The organism is Vreelandella titanicae BH1 (genome assembly GCF_000336575.1).
In the GTDB taxonomy this organism is placed as follows: Bacteria; Pseudomonadota; Gammaproteobacteria; order Pseudomonadales; family Halomonadaceae; genus Vreelandella; species Vreelandella titanicae.
The window spans coordinates 799,395-817,684 of sequence record NZ_AOPO01000001.1 but is presented as its reverse complement, the minus strand read 5'-3'; the positions used below and the strand labels follow the sequence as shown (position 1 = coordinate 817,684).

Genomic DNA, 18,290 nt, shown 5'->3' with positions numbered 1-18,290 from the left:
TTAAGCCGTCTCTGACATGTCTGGTGCATTATGCTAATTAGCTAAGCCCTAATTGCTGCGGAAGCCACAGCGACAAGGCGGGCACCAGGTTGATGATTGCCATGCACACGAACATGGCAATCAAAAATGGGATCATGGCTCTGAACAGCCCGAACATGGATACTTGAGTGGTCGAGGTAACGACAAACAGGCCCGGCCCCACCGGTGGTGTCACGAGGCCAATAAGAGTCGCCAAACTTATCACCACGCCGAAATGGATTGGATCAATGCCCAATGCCAGCACGGTTGGCAGGACGATGGGCACTAACACAATCAGAATGCTCATGCTCTCCAGGAACATCCCTAGCACCACGACCAGCAGGTTGATAAGCAGCAGGAACACCCAGGGCGATTGGGTCCATGCATTAATCATCGCAACGATGCGGTCCGGTACGCCCACAAAGGAGAGCGCCCAGCCGAACATAGTCGCCGCCGCAATAAGGCCTGTGATTAACGCGGTGTTAAGGGCGACCTGTTTGAATATTTCCGGTAGGTCGCTCCAAAGGATGGAGCGATAAATCCACTTACCGATGATTAGTGCCAGCAGAGCGCCCACGGCACCCGCCTCAGTGGGTGTCATCACCCCTGCCGAGATGCCGAAAATGATAAACACCGGAATCATTAGCGGAGAAAGTTGCTTAAGCAGCCCTATCAGGCTCACCTTGCGCCGTGCAGTCCGCTCCAGCTTGGGGAAGTCATGGATAAAGCCGAGCATCATCACCACGACGACAAAACCGAGAAAGATCAGCAGTCCGGGTAGCACCCCCGCCAAAAACAGCGCGGAAATCGGCTGCAGCGCGATGACGCCGTAGATAATCATGATCATTGAGGGAGGAATGATCGGCCCCAACAAACCACCGGACACGGTCACCGCCGCTGCGAAGTCGCGTTTATAACCTTGCTTCTCCATGGCGGGGATCATGACCTTGCTCATCACCGCGATTTGGGCAATGGCAGAGCCCAGAATAGAGGCCGCCACGGCGTTAGTCAGCAAGTTGACGTAAGCCAGGCCGCCTCGCATGCGCCCAAGCAGCAGGTTGGCTAGTTCGACAAGGCGATCGGTCAGCCCGCCTCGGTTCATCAACTCGCCCACCAGCATAAACAGTGGGATGGCGAGCAGGCCATTCTTCTCTAGGGCACCGTAAAACTGCAGGGGCAAGCTGCTAGAGAGCAACAGCAGGTCGCTTTGATGCAGGAACACCAGGGTGCCCAGCATCAACGTCAGCAGAATAGGCAAACCGAGAAACAGCGTAATAAAGAAGACGGATAAGGTGATCATGTGCACACCCTCTCGGAGGCTTGGTGGCTAACCAGTCGCTGGATGGAGAGTAGAAGGCTGACGAACTGGTGGTAACTCATGACCATCAGCGCCACGAGCATCACGCTGAAGTAGTACCAACGCGGTAGTTGCGTCGTTGGCGACAACTCGATTTGCGTATGCGGTGAGGCAATCCATTGCCACGTCAGTGCGGTGAAAATCGCCAAGACACATAGGCCGAGCAGGCAAAAAAAGGCCTCAAGGCACTGGGCCGCTCGTTGAGGCAGTAGGCTGGGAAGGATGTCGATCCGCACCAGGGAGCGGGTATAAAGTAGATGGCTGACACCAATGAAGCTGATGGCCACCAGTATCTGCAACGCCACCTCCTCGGCCCAAAAAAGTGGGGTGCCGAAGATATAACGCAACACCACTTGGGTGATCAGCAGCCCGGCCAGCAGTCCCGTCAGGATAATAAGCACCCATGTTTCCAGTCGAGCCAGCGCGCTATCGCACCACTTCAATATGTTAAGCATAATGCCCCCTATGCGGCATGGGCGTGACCTGAGCCACGCCATTGCCACATTTCATTGATTGGCCACGACCTGGTGATAGAACTCGGCGATTAACGGGTCGCTATCGATATAGGTCTGGCGCACTGCAGCAGCCGTTTCTGCGTAGCCAGCGGTATTGATCTCGACCACTTCTACGCCAGCGTCCTTGAGCGTGGCGAGATTCTCCTTCTCGACACGTGCTTGCTCCTCGATGCCCCACTGCTCGGCTTCTTGGAAGACCTCGCGGATCATCTTCTGATCGGCTTCGCTCTGCCTATCCCACCAAGCTTTGGAGACCAGCACTACGCCAGGGAAGGCCATATGATTGGTGAGCGCCAGATGTGGAGCCTGCTGGTAGAGTTTCAGCGCAGTGACGAAGTCAAGGTCAACGTCCACAGCATTCAGCAGATTGGTGGTCAGTGCTGGTGCGACTTCGGAGGTCGGTAGCGCAGTGGGCGCCGCTCCGTTGGCCAGCCACCAATCATTGAAGACAGGGTTGGGGAAGACACGAATCTTCTGGTTGGTGAAGTCATCTATGGACTCGACCGAATCGGTCGACAGCACGTGCCGCATGCCGGCGATGATGTAACCAAGACCGATCATGCCCTGGGGCTCCAGCTTTTCGAGCATACTGCGGGCAGCTGGCAACTGTGTTGCTGCTCCGGCCTCGTCGTAGTTCTCGAATTCGCCAGGTAGAAACCAGCCATTAAAGGAGGGCTCGCGGCTGGAGAGCGATGCGGCGGGAACCACGCCGAGCTGCACCGCGCCATGCTGAAGGAGCTGGATCAGTTCGTTATCGTTACCCAGCCTGCCATAGGGGGATACCTCGATAGCGTAACGCCCGTCGGAGCGTTCGCCGAGATTTTCCGCGAGACGTCCGGAAACCTTGCTAAAGATGTGGCTGGGCGGCACTGGAGTGCTGAGCCGAAGCGTCTCGGCCTGCGCAGTGGCGGAGACCATAAGGCTGCCTGCAGCACAGGCAAGGCCAACTAACAGGGGATTGAAGCTCGATAATTTCATGTCGTACTCCGTATTGTTGTAGTAGTTATCTTCAAGAATCCACCTTCCAGCCGATCCCCCTTAACCATGGGGATACACCCTGCTATCGACGGGAAGATTTGGGTTTTACAGGGTAGCGGTGGTACTCAAAGGCTGATGAGAATGACCTAAAGCACTGAACTCGGGAGGGCGCAGCATCTCACCAAGTTGAATGGCATCCGTGGGCAAATTGTCCTTGTTAAGAACCGCCATGGTGTAGCGGTCCGGTCTCACTAGATAAAAGACGTGCTCGCCAGCATGCGCCCTGAATATCCAGTCGTTGGCTTGGCTGTGGGCATCTCGCAATACCTCGATACCCTCGACGGGAACAGGGTTGTAGTTCCGCGGGGTAACACACACTTTCTTTAGGTCATCCGGTAGATACTTGAGCCAGGGCTGGATAGCGTCGAACGCCATCTTCGCATCAGGGTGGTAAGTGATAAGTGCGAAGTGGCCGTCGATGTAGCGATCCAACAGCGCCATCTCGCGGTTTGGATTCTCAAGCATCGGCTGGGCAATCATTCGTCCAGTGCGTGTCTTGCGGGCAGAGACAGCGTCGCTGATAAAGAAACCAGTGACGAAACGCGGCGTCGGCTTGTAACGCATCTGGGTAACGTAGTCACGAGCCGGGCGGTAGACGCTCAACCAGCGCAGGCCTGTCTGCAACAATGTTGCGTGTATACGGCTCTTTGGCATCATGAACTTGCCGAGCATGGCGGCCATTTCAATCAGTTGCCAGGCATGCGGTTTGCGCTCTTCTTCGTAGCTGTCTAGCAGCGTTTCAGGCAACTTGCGCTTGAGCACCCAAGCCAGCTTCCAGGCTAGGTTCACCGAGTCGCGCAGGCCGCTGTTCATGCCCTGACCAGCGAATGGAGGGGTTAAGTGGGCGGCGTCGCCGAGCAGGAAAATGCGCTGCTGACGCCAGCTCTCAGCTTCTCGGGCATGGAAGGCGTATACCTGTTTGCGGACGATCTCTGCGTCGCGGTCCGGGCCATGCTCAGCCATCAGTTGGCGAACGTACTCTTCTTCTACTGCTTTTTGTTCATCTTCGTCGGGCAGCAGCATAAATTCGAAACGGCGGCTGCCACCGGGACCAGGCAGATTGATGCCGGGACGCGCTGGATCACAGTAGACGCGAGTCTGGCGGAAATTGTCCTGCGTCCCTTTGAGATCGATGATCAACCACTTCTGTTCGTAGGTAAGACCTTTCAGTTTGATATTCAATTCGCTGCGCACAAAGCTGCGTCCACCATCGGCTGCCGCCATGTATTCGGCAACAACCTCGTAGCGCCCCTTATCGGTCTCGACCCTTAAACGCACACAATCGGCGTCCTGCACAAATTCGACAACACGATGGCCGAAGCGCGCCTCAACATGGGCAAAGCGCTTGAGCCCGTTACGTAGGATTGCCTCCAACTCTGGCTGGTGAAAAGCATTACGCCGCGAATAGCCATACTCACGCCCTCTCGGTTCAATATTGGCGAAGGGCACGCGCTTTAGGTCAAGATAGACCGAGCCATAGTCCTGGGCGCAGCATGCAAGGACACTCTTCTCAAGCCCAATGGCCTGCATGGTTCGCATCGACTCGTCATCGATGGATACCGCCCTCGGCTCGGTCACCGTCGAGAGATTGCGTTCAAGCACCAGGGTGCGAATCCCATAGGTTCCCAGCAGGTTGGCCAGGGTCAACCCGCTGGGGCCACCTCCGACAATAACGACAGAGAAGCGGTCGGCTAGTGAAAAAGCGGCGGTACTGGCATTGTCAGGTTGTTGTTTCATTATTGTTGTCCTTACGACACCGTCATTAAGACGCATCCTTCCCCTCTGCCCAGAGCAGACGACAAAAATCGCGTTAAGAAGGAAACGAGGTGTTATTTGTGCAGGAAGACCTACCTCCGGTCATTCAGATGCTTTGGCGCATAAATTCAGTCGCCACTATATTATTGCTACATGTTCTTGCTATATGCCCTTGCTACAAGCCCTCGATGCATCTTTTCAATACATCACCTGTGTCTTACGAACTGATCAACTGCGTTAACTTCTCGGTTAGCCGATTCGCAAGAGTCATGATCACCTGGCGCTGCTTTTCCGCTTGGTCTTCACGGTAGGAAGTTTGCGGCCTTACGCAGCTTAGACTGGCGACCACTTTGCCGTTACCATCAAAGATCGGAGCGGCAAGCCCGAAGAGGTTTGGATCCACCTCACCATGAGATTCGCTGTAGCCCTGCCGCCGAATCGTCTGGAGGACGTCCTTAAACTCCTCCCACGACGAGCCCAGGCTTCCTTTCACCACCTCATTCTGATGCTCCAAGAAAAGTCGCATATGCTGTCGAGCAGGCAGGTAAGCCAATATGATTTTCGATGTCGCCCCCATAAACAGCGGGCGTGGCGTACCCCGTGCATAGCTAACAGGCTCTTTCAGGTGACCATGGCTGTGGACGCAAATCACTTGATCATTGAATAGCCGACATACGATCCAGATCTGCTCACCGTCGAAGACATCGAGTTCAGGCTCGATCCCCCGCGTCGCCTTTACCAAAGGATCAGTCAGTCGCAGCTGTCTATCCCACTGGATGATTCTTGAGCCTAGGCCGTAGCGCCGGGGCTCAACCTGAAACAGCAGCCCCGCTTCAGTCAGTTCCTTGGTATAACGATAAGCAGTCGAACGCGTATAGCCCAGCGCATCGCACATTGCCTCTACCGACCAGATCGGCACCTCTTCCGAGAACAGATCCAGAATCACCAGCATTCTTTCCAGACTGCTATTGCTCTTGCTGCTTCTGCCTGCTCGGGAAGCCTGCTCCTCAAGATGCCGATCAAGGGCCACGGGATGCTGTTGACTCATAACTTGATTACGCCTCGTCTGCGATAGTGTTGCGCAGGGTGCCGATGCCCGAGATAGCAATTTCGATGCTATCACCTGGTTTCATCCAAACCGGGGGTTCGCGGAAGGCGCCCACGCCGCCAGTGGTGCCGGAGACAATAACGTCGCCCGGCGCCAGCTCGGTAAATGTACTGCAGTATTCAATCAGTTCCGCCACGCCGAAGATCATATCGCTGGTATCGGTGTCCTGCATGACATCGCCATTCAGGCGGGTGGTCAGGTGTAGCGCCTGCGGGTCGGGAATCTCGTCGCTAGTCACAAGCCATGGGCCAAAACCGCCCGTATTGGGGAAGTTCTTGCCAGGAATAAACTGGATAGTGTGCTTTTGGTAGTCACGTACGCTGCCATCGTTATAGCAGGAGTAACCAGCAACGTATTCAAGGGCATTCTCAGCCTTGACGTGGCGCGCGGTCTTGCCGATCACCACAGCCAGTTCCCCCTCGAAATCCAGCTTGTGCGAGACAAACGGGCGAATAAGCGGCGTTAGATGACCCGCCTGGGAGTCAGCGAAGCGGGTGAATATCATCGGGTGCATCGGCATATCACGCCCCGTCTCTTTCACATGCGTCGTATAGTTGATGCCCACACAGAGGATCTTGCCAGCATCCGGAATGACCGGCAGAAACTCAATTTCGTCTAGGCTTAATGAATTTAAGCTTGAGGTATCAAATCCCACCAAGTCGGAAAGAACACCTTTATGTATCATTTCTTTGAGTGAACCACCTAGACGATCGGCAAGGGGAGCGAGATCGAGGACTCGGCCGCCATCCACTAAACCGATGCTGATGGTGTTCTGATAACGGAATGTAACAAGTTTCATATTTTAACCTTTCTCTCGGGCTAGCGAGGCGGAAGAGGTGAGCAAGCGACGATAGCGACTAATGTTATTTACTCTATTGAAATGATTCTAGTGCCACAATAGAGTAATTTCAATATATCCCGCAATGTAGGATTTTATACACACATTGCTTTGTAATCGTATATCGTTGAGGAATGGATTTTTTTTTGTGTTAAGCACCATAATAAGCGCTTATGGCTACGACCAATGTCTATTGGTGAATTTGCTCAGGGCAAGGTCAATTTTTTTGAAAGAGAGTATTGGGCTAACCCGTCATAGCGACCGTTCGATTTTAGCGTTCTATATAAGCATTCTGCTGGGGCTTTCCTGTCTGGATACACATGAGCTGAATACCTCGACCTTCCGCCCATGCCGATAACTTACCGCTGATATGTTCTGGCCCGTAGTACTTGCTGAATAAGCAGGTTGGAGCCAGCCATCTGTACCAAAATCTTTGATGCCAATCAGTGGATTTAGGAGATGTACACATGGCTGACAACGTAAAGAATAGCTCTGTGAAGGTGATGATCGCCATCGACATTGCTAAAACGTCCCATGATGCGTCATTTTATGGCCTTCAGGTCGTACCAAAACGTTTAAGTTTCCTAACACGTTAATGGGTTATCAGAACCTCATTAATGCAGCAGAAGCATCTGCTGAAGATATTTTGGTGGCCTTTGAGCCAACGGCTGACTTTCATCGTAATATTGCCTATTGTTTAAGGTCTCAAGGGGCCTTTTGCCATATGGTGTCGTCTTTAGCCTGCGCCAGAGCGCGTGAAATGTTGTTTAAAAGCTGGGATAAAATGACAAAAAAGACGCGCGGGTTATCATTTACTTGATGCAGCAGGGCATGATGCAACCATTTTACGATCCGTTAGTGAATGAAATGGTGAGCACCCTTTAGATATGGTTGCAACGCATGAGCCTGAGTAGTGAGCAAGTGTTCCCATGTTGAGCACGAAGTGAGATTTTGTGTGCATATTGAGCGGGTTCCTTAGGTAGTCCGTTATCCGTCCGAATGGCGCTAGGTAGACCACGTTGTAAAGCCAGATGATCAAGAATACGTGTTAAAAAAAGTCCGCCAATGGGACGCTCAGGCACGATTGCCACGGCTTCATGGGTACCGTCGTCGACAACGGTGAGGCTCTTTATCACTCGCCCCTCTGCTGTACGATCAAACACAAAATCCATTGACCAGACTTGATTGGCGGCCCCAGGGCGGCCAAGGGGCATCCGCTCAGACGTGGGAACCTTCTTGCGCTTGCGGCGTTTTACCTGCAACCGAGCAGCCGCGTAGAGACGCTCGACGCGCTTATGATTGACCTGTTCACCGGCTTGACGCAGCTTCAGATAGATCATGTCAGCGCCATAGCGACGATGCCGATGGGCCAAGGCAACAATGCGTTCACGCAATGCTTCATTACGGTCAGGAGCCGATTGATAGCGCAATGCACTGGCACTCATACGGATGACACGGAGTGCTCGGCGCTCACTGAGGCCACGTGACACCATAAAGCGCACCACATCTCGGCGTGCAGGTGCACTCACCACTTTTTTCTCAGCGCCTCGCGAGTGACCTCCATCTCCAGTAGCGACTCCGCGAGCAGTTTTTTCAATCGTCCATTTTCGGCTTCGAGTTCTTTGAGTCGCTTGGCATCGGGCACGCTCATGCCGCCAAACTTGCTGCGCCATAGGTAGTAACTGGCTTCTGAGAAACCGTGCCGACGGCATAGCTCCTTGATGGGCAGTCCTGCTTCTGCCTCGCCCAGAAAACCAATGATCTGTTCTTCGCTGAAACGCTTCTTCATGTCCAATCTCCTTACGCATAGGATCGGACTCTAAAGTGTAGCGCTACTCAATCAGGGGGTGACGTCGTATCAATAGCAAATGCTTAATTCATTGAGCGCTAGAAGGGATACTGGATACCTTGCTCCATCACACTGACCCATTGGGTGGTGGTGAACTCATCCAGGTTTGCGGGGCCACCGAAGCGACCGCTGGTACCTGAGCGGCCCATGCCACCGAAGGGTACCTGGAATTCGTTATTCACAGTCTGATCGTTGATATGCACCATCCCCACGCGGATGCGCTCGGCGAAGCGTTGGGCACGTTCCGTGGAGGCAGAATGAATGGCAGCGGCGAGTCCGTAGGGCGAGGCGTTGACCAGGGCGATGGCTTCTTCGTCACTATCGAAGAGTGTTATCGGCGCCACTGGACCGAAAATCTCCTCGCCAAAGGCAGGCATTTCTGGCGTCACGCCGCTAAGAACCGTGGCTTCAAAGAAGTTGCCATCGCGTTTACCGCCAGCGACAACGTTAGCACCCATGGCCACAGAGCGGTTCACGATCTCTTCAACGCGGCGCGCTTGGGTCTCGTTGATCAACGGGCCGAGGTGTACCTGCTGTTTCCAAGGATCACCCGTGACTAAGCGCGTGGCCCGCTCGGCGAGTTTGTTCATGTACTTGTCCGCCACTGAACGGTGCACTAAGTGCCGTCCTGCCTGCATGCAGATTTGACCCTGGTGGAGGAAAGCCCCCCAAGCCGCGGAAGAGGAGGCAGCCTCCAAGTCGGCATCTTCTAAAACCACCATTGCATTATTGCCACCAAGCTCAAGGGCACATTTCTTGAGCATACGCCCGCAGGTTTCGCCAATTTTCTCGCCAACGGCGGTAGATCCCGTAAAGGAGATCATGCCGACATCCGAGTGTTGAACCAACGCCTCACCCACCTCGGGCCCACCTGGTAGTACGTGGAACACGCCCTCCGGCAAGCCAGCTGCTTCTAGAACCTCGGCCATCAAAGCACCTCCACAGATAGCGCTCATTGGGGCTGGCTTCAGGATCACACAGTTGCCCATGGCTAAGGCAGGAAAGACAGAGCGCATGGCTAAGAGGATGGGGAAGTTCCAAGGAGCTATAACCCCCACTGTGCCAATGGGTACCCGCTTCCAGTAATTGCGACGACCTGGCATGCTAGAAGGGAAGATCTGTCCGTTGGGTTGCATGGGGAGTGCTGCGGCCATCTGGGCCTGTTCATAGGTAACCTGCAGTTCCCATTCAGCCTTGGCTGCTGTAGAGCCGCACTCACGAATATTCCAGCGATTGATTTCTTCGGCCCGCTCTTTGAGCAGGGCGGCGGCCCGGCGTAGGATCTCTGCTTTTTGATCGAAAGGTAACGTGGCCCAATGTTGCTGAGCTGAGTTAGCGATAAGTGCAGCGCGACCTACGTCTACGGGAGTAGCCGTCTGAACTTTAGCGAGGACTTCGCCGGTGGCGGGTCCAATTACGGCAGCCTGAGGCCCTTCAGCAGTTTGCCACTGTCCCAGGTAAATTTTGTCTTCCCAGATGGGTGAAGTCTCATTCATGTAAATATTCCTTATTGTATTTGCGAGTGTAATGACTAACTGAGATGGCTTTAATTCGGAAACAACTGATATGCTGATGTGGAAATATAACTGTTCTAGGAAGTAGGCCAATTGAGGAGAAAGGTAGACGAAATATTATTTGGTGTTTCTGTACTACGTGTTTGTGGCTGCCGCAAAAAATCATTGTTTTACTGGGATAAGGGGCAAGTCAGCAACAATATCTTATTCTAAGTTCTACTTATGCTTCATTGCCCCCGAAGTCTCCTAGTCTAAAGCCCCTGCCTTCTTCTCTAATTCGTCAACAAAATTATCTTCACTGTTACTTTTTTTACTAGAAGCTGCTGCCTCCAGGGCTGCATGGTATGGACAGCCAATAAATTTGGGGTCGTCCTTATATTGTTGAGCAAAGTGTTCAGGAAAGCGTCCATCCAGATCCTTTATCTCGCTCCGAATACTTTTTTTCTCTTCGCTTGACATCCGCAATCTTTCTTCGATATAGCTTTCGGTTGGGTCGTCAGCGTTTTCTTCCATCTGCCAGAAAATATAGCCCATAAGCTTCGGGAGAATCTCCGCAGCCATTGGGTCGGGTGGGTCGATACCGAGCGTTTTTAGCGTAGTGGGTAGCGACATGGCCCTAATTAGCTGATGGCCAAACCAGTGAAGCGGGGGTGGAAAAAACCTGAAAACAAACTGCTCATAGATAGCATTAGCTACCAAGTTGGCTCGCTCGGGTGTCGGCCTAGGAGTGTTTTCATACTGCTCACAGAACTCTACTAGCTCTTCAAAACTATTTGGATAGCCTGTGATGGGTTGACCGTTTTCTGCATAAAAAAGTTTAGACATGTCACGCCAAAAAAGGTGAGCCGCTATTTTCTCTTTTTCAGATATACCAGGGGCCCCCATCTTCAGTTTTAGGCGATGCATTGTGGTTGCAGAAAACGCCAACGTATAGATGTAATCTTCATTATAGGAGAATGCGCCAGGGTACTTTTTGGCCCAATAAACATGAAGCTTATTTATACTCTCAATAGATTTGAGAGTTCTCTCATCGTTAGGGCCATAGAACCACCAAAGAGCATTGGCACTGCCCGTCTGCTCAACCCGCGAGGTGGATTGGTGAAGTACTTTCCCTCCATCTTCACGCCAGACAGCTTTTGACCCCCAGTCCGTTACGATAAAGTTGGGGAAGGTCAATGCATAAATAAAATTTTGCATGAAGTCATTCAATCGATAACTGCTTGAAAGTCTCCATATTTCGATGTAATCTTTATAGGGATCGAGGCTCTCGATCTTATCTGCGATCCATTTTTTTGGCTTATTCATAGCTTTACACCTCGTGGTAGATTCATTTTAATTAAAGTGGATACGCTAAGCGCGCTTGGACTGAGAAGTCGTTTTTTGCGCGATTTTCGACTTCTGTCTCGTGATATACGTTGAACCAAAGCCATGGCCCTTTGGTGTTTTTCCACAATAGCCCTGGTCCAATGCCTAATACCTCCTCTCGCGAATCTTCAAGACGTTGTCCATTGACTTTGTCGTCCTCCAGTTGCTTAAAGTAGTATCCATTTAAGCCAACTGACACGTTCGGAATGACTTCATAAGAGGCGGCGAAGTTTGACCAGGCGGCTTGGCCTGCTTGGGTATCGCGAACTGGATCACCATTGAACAGCTGGTAGGTACTGCTGGCAGGATCGCTGTTTTTGAAGTTGTATAAATAATGCAGCCTCCAGCTCATTTCCCAACGCTCAGCAGGCATCCACGTTGCCGCCCAATAAGGGTTTATCGAGTAAAAATTTGAACCGGGATTAAAGTCTTTAGTCTCATCGTATTCACCTATAGGCAACGAAACATCAAGCGCCAAACGCTGAACGAACGTAGGCCGTCCCTGAGCGTCGACTATTGGATCAAACTGAACCATTGGGCCAAGAGATATATCTCCAAAACCTGTGCCGTTGTCTTTTAATTGAGGGCCTTTAGCCCCAAAATCAGCATCGAGTGAAACGATTGGTAGAATGATGCTCCAGCCTAAATGCCCTCCTCTCCCAATTGTTTTTGGTGAGTAGTAAGTAAATTGATTTACTAAAGTGGTGGCACTGAACTCTGGGTTATCAAAAACCTTATTATCATTGCCATCGTTATCGCGGAAAGACGTTGCTCTACTGTGCTGTAAGTAAATATTGTGATTAAGTCCAGGCGGCCCAGCGAAGCCGTCATAGAAACTGGTATTACCAAGGTTTATGCCACCTGGCTGACTAACGGCAGGTGGGGGTGGACCATTTGCCGCCAAGGCAGAAGAACATACCAGGGCAAATAGAGACGACGATATTATTGCACGTGCGTACATGGGAGCTTTATTCATACATCAAGGCCTGTTGTTGTTATAGTGTTTTTGGGTGTTTAAGTTTTAATGCAGAGGCCTAATGCCTCTGTTGCACCTGACTTTAGGAGAGAAAAAAGATCGTGTCTTGTCTGAAAGCGACATATTTGAACAGCTGTGCCATTACGACATTTCATGAGTCGTAGCGTATGCGAGTTACTTAAAGTTCAAGCTCATGGCCCCCCCTTTGCAAGATACGGGGAGGCATTTTTGAAGGTGATTATTGAAAGCAAGAGGGGTGGGCCTGGAGCTCTGCCAACTGTCAAACAACATATTGTCCGAGAATACGATGGTTAGCCTGTGTTGAGCGAGGAGGGCTTCCAAAGTAGCTCGGCTCATAGCAATGGGTAGCCGATAGAGATGAGTGGGTTTGCTTAATAGCTTTTCGTTAATATTGTTAAGTAAAATTAAGTTTTGAAATATCAGCCGGCCCTGGCTGAATCGCGAAAGACTCGCGGTGAAACGCCATAAGAAGCTTTAAATGATCTGCTAAAGTGTGCACTACAGGTAAAACCCCATTTATGTGCTACATCACTAATCGTGCGCCCTATGCTATTTGGGTCTCGAAGGTCTTCTGCACAGCGGGTTAAGCGGCGCTGCCAGATATACTCACTTAAACTACACTCACTTTCATCTTCAAATGCGCGATGAAGGGTTCGTGTAGAGCACTGCGCAATCTGGGCTATTCGCTCTACGGTTAATTCATGGCTAGAAAGGTTCCTATCAACGAAATCTTTTATCCAGTTTTTCTTAAATAAGCGCGGGTTATGCTCAAGCTCTTCTTCCTTGTTCTTGTTTTCAACCGTGTTCTGGAGCAAGGAAATAATACTTTTGCCTAGCGAACAGGATGTGGCATCGTTCAGGAGAGGGTACTGTGTATAGGCGTCGACAATAAAATTATGGAGCATTCGGCCTAGTCCATTCCGATTATTTATGCGTAAATCTTTTGGGATGGTGGCAGGCGTGCCAAGATCGCCACAAAGAAGCATTAAATACTCACAGTTTTTGGTACTTGTAACAGTGAAATGTCGGCCACAGTCTAGAAAGAGGAGGTCTCCGGGAGTGAAGGTAGAGCTTTTACCACTTTGTTCAACCTGGCTCACTCCGCCCATTTGTAAAACCAGCAACCCAGGGTGAGCATCCCGATATGCGGTTTTATTAATGCGTCGAGAAAATCGGTGAGGGCTGCAAACCATTCTGCAGAATTGCAACTCACCAAGCGCGCCGTATTCAAGTCGTCCCTTGAATGGTTCTTTGTATAGTGGTGAAACCGAAGTACTTTCCAATCGCCGGATGCGTTCCGGGGTTTTCCCCAGATGAATACTCATGACATCTTGCCATTCTTTAAGGCGTTTAGTATGGCTGAAATGCTCTGTGCTAACGCTGGAAAAATGTCTCATGGTGCGCACTCATTTTGTGTGAGGTGGCTATTAAAAAGTACATCCTTAGCTTTAGGCTGGCCCATTGCAGCAGTTGCTGGCGGCTATACGGTATTCAAGAATCTTAAGCGCTCTAAGCGTTGATGACCACCCCCGGAGCGTCAGTGCAGGGGCAGCAGCAATAATAGTAATAGGGAGGACCTTGTTGAAACTGGTTTTTTGGCTTCTGCCTGCATCCCCTTTTTTTAATTCATGAACAGCAATATATTGTTTGCTTCAAAGTCTTTCTATGACTTCATCAGCCGATGCAATCTCAGCAACACAGAATGAAAGGCTTGTTAGTGTCGCCTTTTGGACATCTTCGGCACTCATAGCACCGGCACCCAGGTCAGGATGATCCATAGTGCCAGTAGCGTCCGAAACAAAAATGGTTTTGTAATCTCTAAACTGAGCATCTCGAGCAGTCGATTCACAGCACATATTAGTAACAGTGCCAGTAATAATAAGCGTATCAATTCCCCTATTTCTAAGCTGAGTCTCAAGGTCCGTGTTGTAAAAAGCACTGTAGCGGTGCTTTTTGATGACAAGCTCTCCTTCTTGGGGAGCGATGTCTGAATATATTTCTGTACCCGGTGTGTTATCAACAAGAGCTTCTTGGCTGTCGATAGGCGGCCAGAAACCTGACATCAGCCCCATGTCGCCACGATCTTTTCCGTGCACATGAGTTGTGTAAATTACCGTGGCGCCCTTTTTCCTGCAGACATCTATCAGTTTCTTGATATTCGGTACAGCTTTAGTAGCCATGGGTACACACATCGGTGCACCTGGCTTAACAAAATCATTTTCCATGTCAATGACAAGAAGAGCAGTTTTTGTGGGGTTGTTTAGTTCAAATTTCATTACTCATTCCTTCTTAAATGTCTATGGGCTAAATAGGAAATAGTGTCGAAGGAGTCATGGCAACAAACCAGGTAACCAGAGCGCTATTGCAGGGAAGAATATGCACAGAGCCAACCCAGTGATCTGAAGAAGGACGAACGGGATGATCGAACGATAAATAGTGCCGATTCCGATCTTACCTTCCGTAATTCCCTTAAGGTAGAACAGCGCATAGCCAAAGGGCGGTGTGAGAAAACTCGTTTGTAGGTTTATGGCGACCAAAATGGCAAACCAAATCAGAATGGCTTGACTGCTTAGTCCCAACCCGAAATCCAGTATTTCTACCACCGGAGCTACTAGGGGAAGAACCACGAAGCTGATCTCAATCCATTCCAGAAAGAAACCAAGCACAAAGATCAAGCCCATGATCAGCAGTAGCAAACCATAGGGCCCAAGCCCCGTACCAGTGATCAAGGCCTCGATCATGTAATCACCACCCAACCGCTTGAAGACGACAGAAAAACTGGTAGCACCGATCACGACGAACAGAATCATCGCCGATGTGCGGGCGGTCTCCTGTACGGTTTTACTAAGTGTGTTCCAACTAATACTGCGCATCAGCAGCGCAAGGATCACACTGCCCAGTGCACCGATTGCCGCCGCCTCCGTCGGTGTAGCTATCCCTGCCATGATTGAACCCAGTACGGCGAAGATCAACACGCATGGGCCAAACAGGTCCCGCGCCAAGGCTAACATGAGAGGAGATGTGTCGGTGTCAGTGGCGTCGAGGTCCGGCAGCGGCGCCCAATGGGGCTTGATACGAGCGATGATCAATAGGTAAGCAACATAGAGGGCGCCGAGCAACAGCCCGGGAATTAGTGCGGCTTTGAACAAGTCTCCTACCGATACTTGAAGTATCGAGCCCATGAGAACCAGCATGATGGAAGGTGGGATGAGAATCCCAAGCGTACCGGAAGCCGCTATCACCCCACAGGCCATCTCCGGGTGATAACCTTGCCGCATCATCACGGGTAACGCTAGAAGGCCAAGCATAACCACTGACGCACCAATAATGCCCGTACTGGCAGCCATCACTACGCCCAGAATAGCTACAGAAATGGCGAGTCCACCGGGCGTCCGCCCGAATACACGCTGCAAGGTTAGTAGCAATCGCCTCGCCACGCCGGAACTCTCAAGCATTAGGCCCATAAACACGAAGAGCGGGATGGCGATCATCAACCAATTCTCGACCACACCACCGTAGATACGTGATCCTACTGTGGCCAAGAAAGGAACGGGAATGCCGCCGATGAAGGCGAAAATAATGCCTAGCCCGCCTAACAGGAACGCTACAGGATAACCGGTAAAAATACCGGCCAGCAGCGATACCACCATCAACATCGCCAAATAATATTCACTGATGAATTCAGCCATTGTTGACCTCGTGATCTGTCTCCGCTTTTCGCGGGTCAAGGATGATGGTTAGCTTCTCGAATACTTGACCAAGGGCTCCCAAGGCTAAGAAAACCAGAGAGATGGGAAGTATGGCCTTGATCAGATAGCGATCCGTGAGTCCCCCGTAGTTCGATTTCTCCCCTGTCAAGAAGGACATCGTCACGAAGTGCTTAGAAAGCCAAGCGACCAGCAGACAAAAGGGAATCAGCAACACCAAGTGACCGATCACATCAACCATGGCGCGATGACTAGGCGATAAGCGGTGATAAATCAGATCGACACGCACATGGGTATCGTGATGTAGGGCGTAGGTGCCTCCGAACAGTGTCAAGACACCGAAAAGGTGCCACTGAAGCTCAGTGATGCTGTTGATGGTCAGGGCATTTCCGAAAAGGAGCACCTTATCGTTCCAGCGAGCAATCTCGTTGATGCCAGTAGCGTTGAGCAGTACGGTCAACAGGACAGCCGCCATCACCAGCAATACCAGCCAGCTGGTGACGCGACCTACCAACAGCCCCAGCCCGACCAAGGGTCGAGACAGGGCGGAAGAGACCGCAGCGCCACGCTCACGCCAAGGGGCGAGAGGGGCCGTAGTCATAGTCAGTCCCCTTGGACATCTGTTTTGCTAGGAAGGGTTTGGAGGTCATGCCACTGCTGCATCTTTTCGGCATGCTCCATTAGTGATGTGTACGCTTCGTCGAACTCGGGACTCTTAGCCATTAGTTCGCTGCGCACTTCATCCCAACTATCGTGTAGGGCATTGAGAACCTCATCAGGGAATCGGCGGATCTTGACGCCACTCTCTTCCAGTTCACGTAGCGTCTCTACCTGGGCCGGGATCACCTCATCAGCCTCTTTCTGGATATTGGCCTGACAAGCGGTACTGATCTGCCCACGCTGAGCATCGCTGTATCCGTCCCAGACGCTCTGGTTGATGAGCAGTGCAAGCCAGGAACTTGACGTTATAAGGGTCCAGCGCCTTCTGCAACAGCTCGCTTCCTTCGCCAGCAGACGTCCAGGAGAACACTGCCTCTGCGGGTGGGCTAAAGGGTAGAGCGCCATAGAGATTGGCAATGGGCAAGTTGCCGGAAAGATAGGCGATGCTGGTCCAGCCGGCGGGGATGGCACCAGACGAGACAGAGTTGAAGATCTCAAACGGAGGTACGAGTTCGCCCGGATCATGGACGGCGAACTCAAACTCACCTGACGACATCATTTTGATTCTTTCGGAGATGTTCTTGGCGCTCTGGCCAAACAGGTTCTGAGTAGAGTAGGCGCTCGCGACATCTAGCCTTTCGCTGGCGTGTGCAGTATCTACTGCTGCCGCCGCTATAGCGGCTGCCAGCGGGATAATGCGTGCGGTGGTTGTTAAGTGTCCAAGGCTCTTTGTAGTCATCTCATTACCTTATTTTATGTTTGAGTATGTTTGTTAGCCTTGAAAGGGTCACAACCGCTGCAATCTAGAGCAAATACTTAATAGGTTTAAAGGCATGCCTTAAAGGTTTGTCTTATTTAGTATTTAGAATACTCTTACATGAAAAGCTTCCTTTTAGACGGATAAAATCACGATCTCTGTGCTTTGAATGAAAAATTATCGTGTAATGAACTTATAAAATAATACTTTAGTCCTTTATGCTAAAGATTTATTTTTCACTGTAATACAAATTCAAGGACGGTTCATTCTTCTGATCCAAGGGGGCTCATAGGTTTTTTCGATTAAATCCTGTGCTGTTATATAGTAGCTTTTATTTGCAGCTGTTTTCGCGCGAGGGCGGAGAGGTTAGATGTGTTGGGAATCTAGCCACTTTGGATTGTTCTGTCATCAACGGTCATGCGGTATTACCATTAGTCCAACTCTGGGGGTGTACGGTTTAAATCATGCTATTGCACTCACAACGTCTCTAGAATACTCCGCGTCTTATCTCCGATCTGGTGTGCCCAAGGTTTGCGGATGCTGTGTGACTAGTTACTTCGTCTGGTTTCCGTTGACAAACACGGTGCTATTGTCAGTTTTCGATTCGTGTTTCTTACCACCCCATACTCGTTAATGTACTTCCAAGTTCCCGGCGACCGGCCATCGAAAGATAACGACATCTACAGTGTCATTTATTGGTCGCACATTACCCAATGTGAAAAAAGTTGGATTCCCCGTAAGCCTGCGTTTTGAAAATGTGCCTCACCAACGAGTGTGACAACTAAATAACGGCTAAATTTCTGTTTTTTATC

The 18,290-nt window shown here is 51.0% G+C and carries 16 protein-coding genes and 1 pseudogene; 1 reads left to right on the top strand and 16 read right to left on the bottom strand.

Going from position 1 to position 18,290, the window contains the following annotated elements; translation table 11 throughout:
- Window positions 1-37: 37 nt before the first annotated feature.
- The 6 genes from HALTITAN_RS03565 to HALTITAN_RS03540 form a co-directional block, all read right to left on the bottom strand.
- Window positions 38-1,318: a TRAP transporter large permease gene (locus tag HALTITAN_RS03565; RefSeq protein WP_039857744.1), complete on the bottom strand. Its 1,281-nt coding sequence runs from the start codon at window positions 1,316-1,318 to the stop codon at window positions 38-40.
- Window positions 1,315-1,830, bottom strand: a complete 516-nt coding sequence (locus tag HALTITAN_RS03560; RefSeq protein WP_039857742.1) for a TRAP transporter small permease — start codon at window positions 1,828-1,830, stop codon at window positions 1,315-1,317. Before HALTITAN_RS03560 ends, HALTITAN_RS03565 begins: the two co-directional genes overlap by 4 nt.
- A 51-nt stretch (window positions 1,831-1,881) precedes the next feature.
- Window positions 1,882-2,868 (bottom strand): TRAP transporter substrate-binding protein, encoded by a 987-nt coding sequence (locus HALTITAN_RS03555; protein ID WP_009286257.1) that lies wholly within the window; start codon window positions 2,866-2,868, stop codon window positions 1,882-1,884.
- Between the two features lie 105 nt (window positions 2,869-2,973).
- On the bottom strand, window positions 2,974-4,665 hold the full coding sequence (locus HALTITAN_RS03550) for a bifunctional 3-(3-hydroxy-phenyl)propionate/3-hydroxycinnamic acid hydroxylase (RefSeq protein WP_161609169.1): 1,692 nt from the start codon (window positions 4,663-4,665) through the stop codon (window positions 2,974-2,976).
- 235 nt (window positions 4,666-4,900) lie between these two features.
- A complete protein-coding gene (locus HALTITAN_RS03545; protein WP_083868677.1) occupies window positions 4,901-5,731 on the bottom strand; it encodes an IclR family transcriptional regulator in 831 nt (276 codons plus the stop codon).
- A gap of 7 nt (window positions 5,732-5,738) precedes the next feature.
- A complete protein-coding gene (locus HALTITAN_RS03540) occupies window positions 5,739-6,590 on the bottom strand; it encodes a fumarylacetoacetate hydrolase family protein (protein WP_039857740.1) in 852 nt (283 codons plus the stop codon).
- Window positions 6,591-7,096: 506 nt separating this feature from the next.
- Here HALTITAN_RS03540 and HALTITAN_RS26175 point away from each other — a divergent pair.
- Window positions 7,097-7,225 carry a hypothetical protein gene (locus HALTITAN_RS26175; protein WP_255200337.1) on the top strand — a complete coding sequence of 43 codons (129 nt, stop codon included), beginning with the start codon at window positions 7,097-7,099 and terminating at the stop codon, window positions 7,223-7,225.
- Between the two features lie 387 nt (window positions 7,226-7,612).
- Here HALTITAN_RS26175 and HALTITAN_RS25100 read toward each other — a convergent pair.
- The 10 genes and pseudogenes from HALTITAN_RS25100 to HALTITAN_RS03480 form a co-directional block, all read right to left on the bottom strand.
- A pseudogene (locus HALTITAN_RS25100) lies at window positions 7,613-8,418 on the bottom strand (IS3 family transposase); the annotation flags it as partial.
- A 98-nt stretch (window positions 8,419-8,516) separates the two neighbouring features.
- Window positions 8,517-9,974 carry a benzaldehyde dehydrogenase gene (locus tag HALTITAN_RS03520; protein ID WP_039857733.1) on the bottom strand — a complete coding sequence of 486 codons (1,458 nt, stop codon included), beginning with the start codon at window positions 9,972-9,974 and terminating at the stop codon, window positions 8,517-8,519.
- A gap of 264 nt (window positions 9,975-10,238) precedes the next feature.
- Window positions 10,239-11,297 carry a hypothetical protein gene (locus HALTITAN_RS03515; RefSeq protein ID WP_009286254.1) on the bottom strand — a complete coding sequence of 353 codons (1,059 nt, stop codon included), beginning with the start codon at window positions 11,295-11,297 and terminating at the stop codon, window positions 10,239-10,241.
- Window positions 11,298-11,328: 31 nt separating this feature from the next.
- The gene (locus tag HALTITAN_RS03510) at window positions 11,329-12,333 is read right to left on the bottom strand and encodes a SphA family protein (RefSeq protein WP_009286253.1); all 1,005 of its coding nucleotides are present in this window, start codon (window positions 12,331-12,333) and stop codon (window positions 11,329-11,331) included.
- A 440-nt stretch (window positions 12,334-12,773) separates the two neighbouring features.
- Entirely contained in the window at window positions 12,774-13,751 is a 978-nt protein-coding gene (locus HALTITAN_RS03505) for a helix-turn-helix domain-containing protein (RefSeq protein ID WP_022521192.1), read from the bottom strand.
- A gap of 255 nt (window positions 13,752-14,006) precedes the next feature.
- Window positions 14,007-14,630, bottom strand: a complete 624-nt coding sequence (locus HALTITAN_RS03500) for an isochorismatase family protein (protein ID WP_035581656.1) — start codon at window positions 14,628-14,630, stop codon at window positions 14,007-14,009.
- Between the two features lie 54 nt (window positions 14,631-14,684).
- Window positions 14,685-16,043, bottom strand: coding sequence for a TRAP transporter large permease (locus tag HALTITAN_RS03495; RefSeq protein WP_022521194.1), 1,359 nt, complete (start codon window positions 16,041-16,043; stop codon window positions 14,685-14,687).
- Complete coding sequence (locus HALTITAN_RS03490; protein WP_022521195.1) at window positions 16,036-16,662, bottom strand: TRAP transporter small permease subunit; 627 nt, start codon at window positions 16,660-16,662, stop codon at window positions 16,036-16,038. Before HALTITAN_RS03490 ends, HALTITAN_RS03495 begins: the two co-directional genes overlap by 8 nt.
- 2 nt (window positions 16,663-16,664) lie before the next feature.
- On the bottom strand, window positions 16,665-16,952 hold the full coding sequence (locus tag HALTITAN_RS25715) for a type 2 periplasmic-binding domain-containing protein (RefSeq protein ID WP_233974173.1): 288 nt from the start codon (window positions 16,950-16,952) through the stop codon (window positions 16,665-16,667).
- Window positions 16,912-17,460 carry a type 2 periplasmic-binding domain-containing protein gene (locus HALTITAN_RS03480; protein WP_039857727.1) on the bottom strand — a complete coding sequence of 183 codons (549 nt, stop codon included), beginning with the start codon at window positions 17,458-17,460 and terminating at the stop codon, window positions 16,912-16,914. The genes HALTITAN_RS25715 and HALTITAN_RS03480 overlap by 41 nt, the downstream gene beginning before the upstream one ends.
- Window positions 17,461-18,290: the final 830 nt, after the last annotated feature.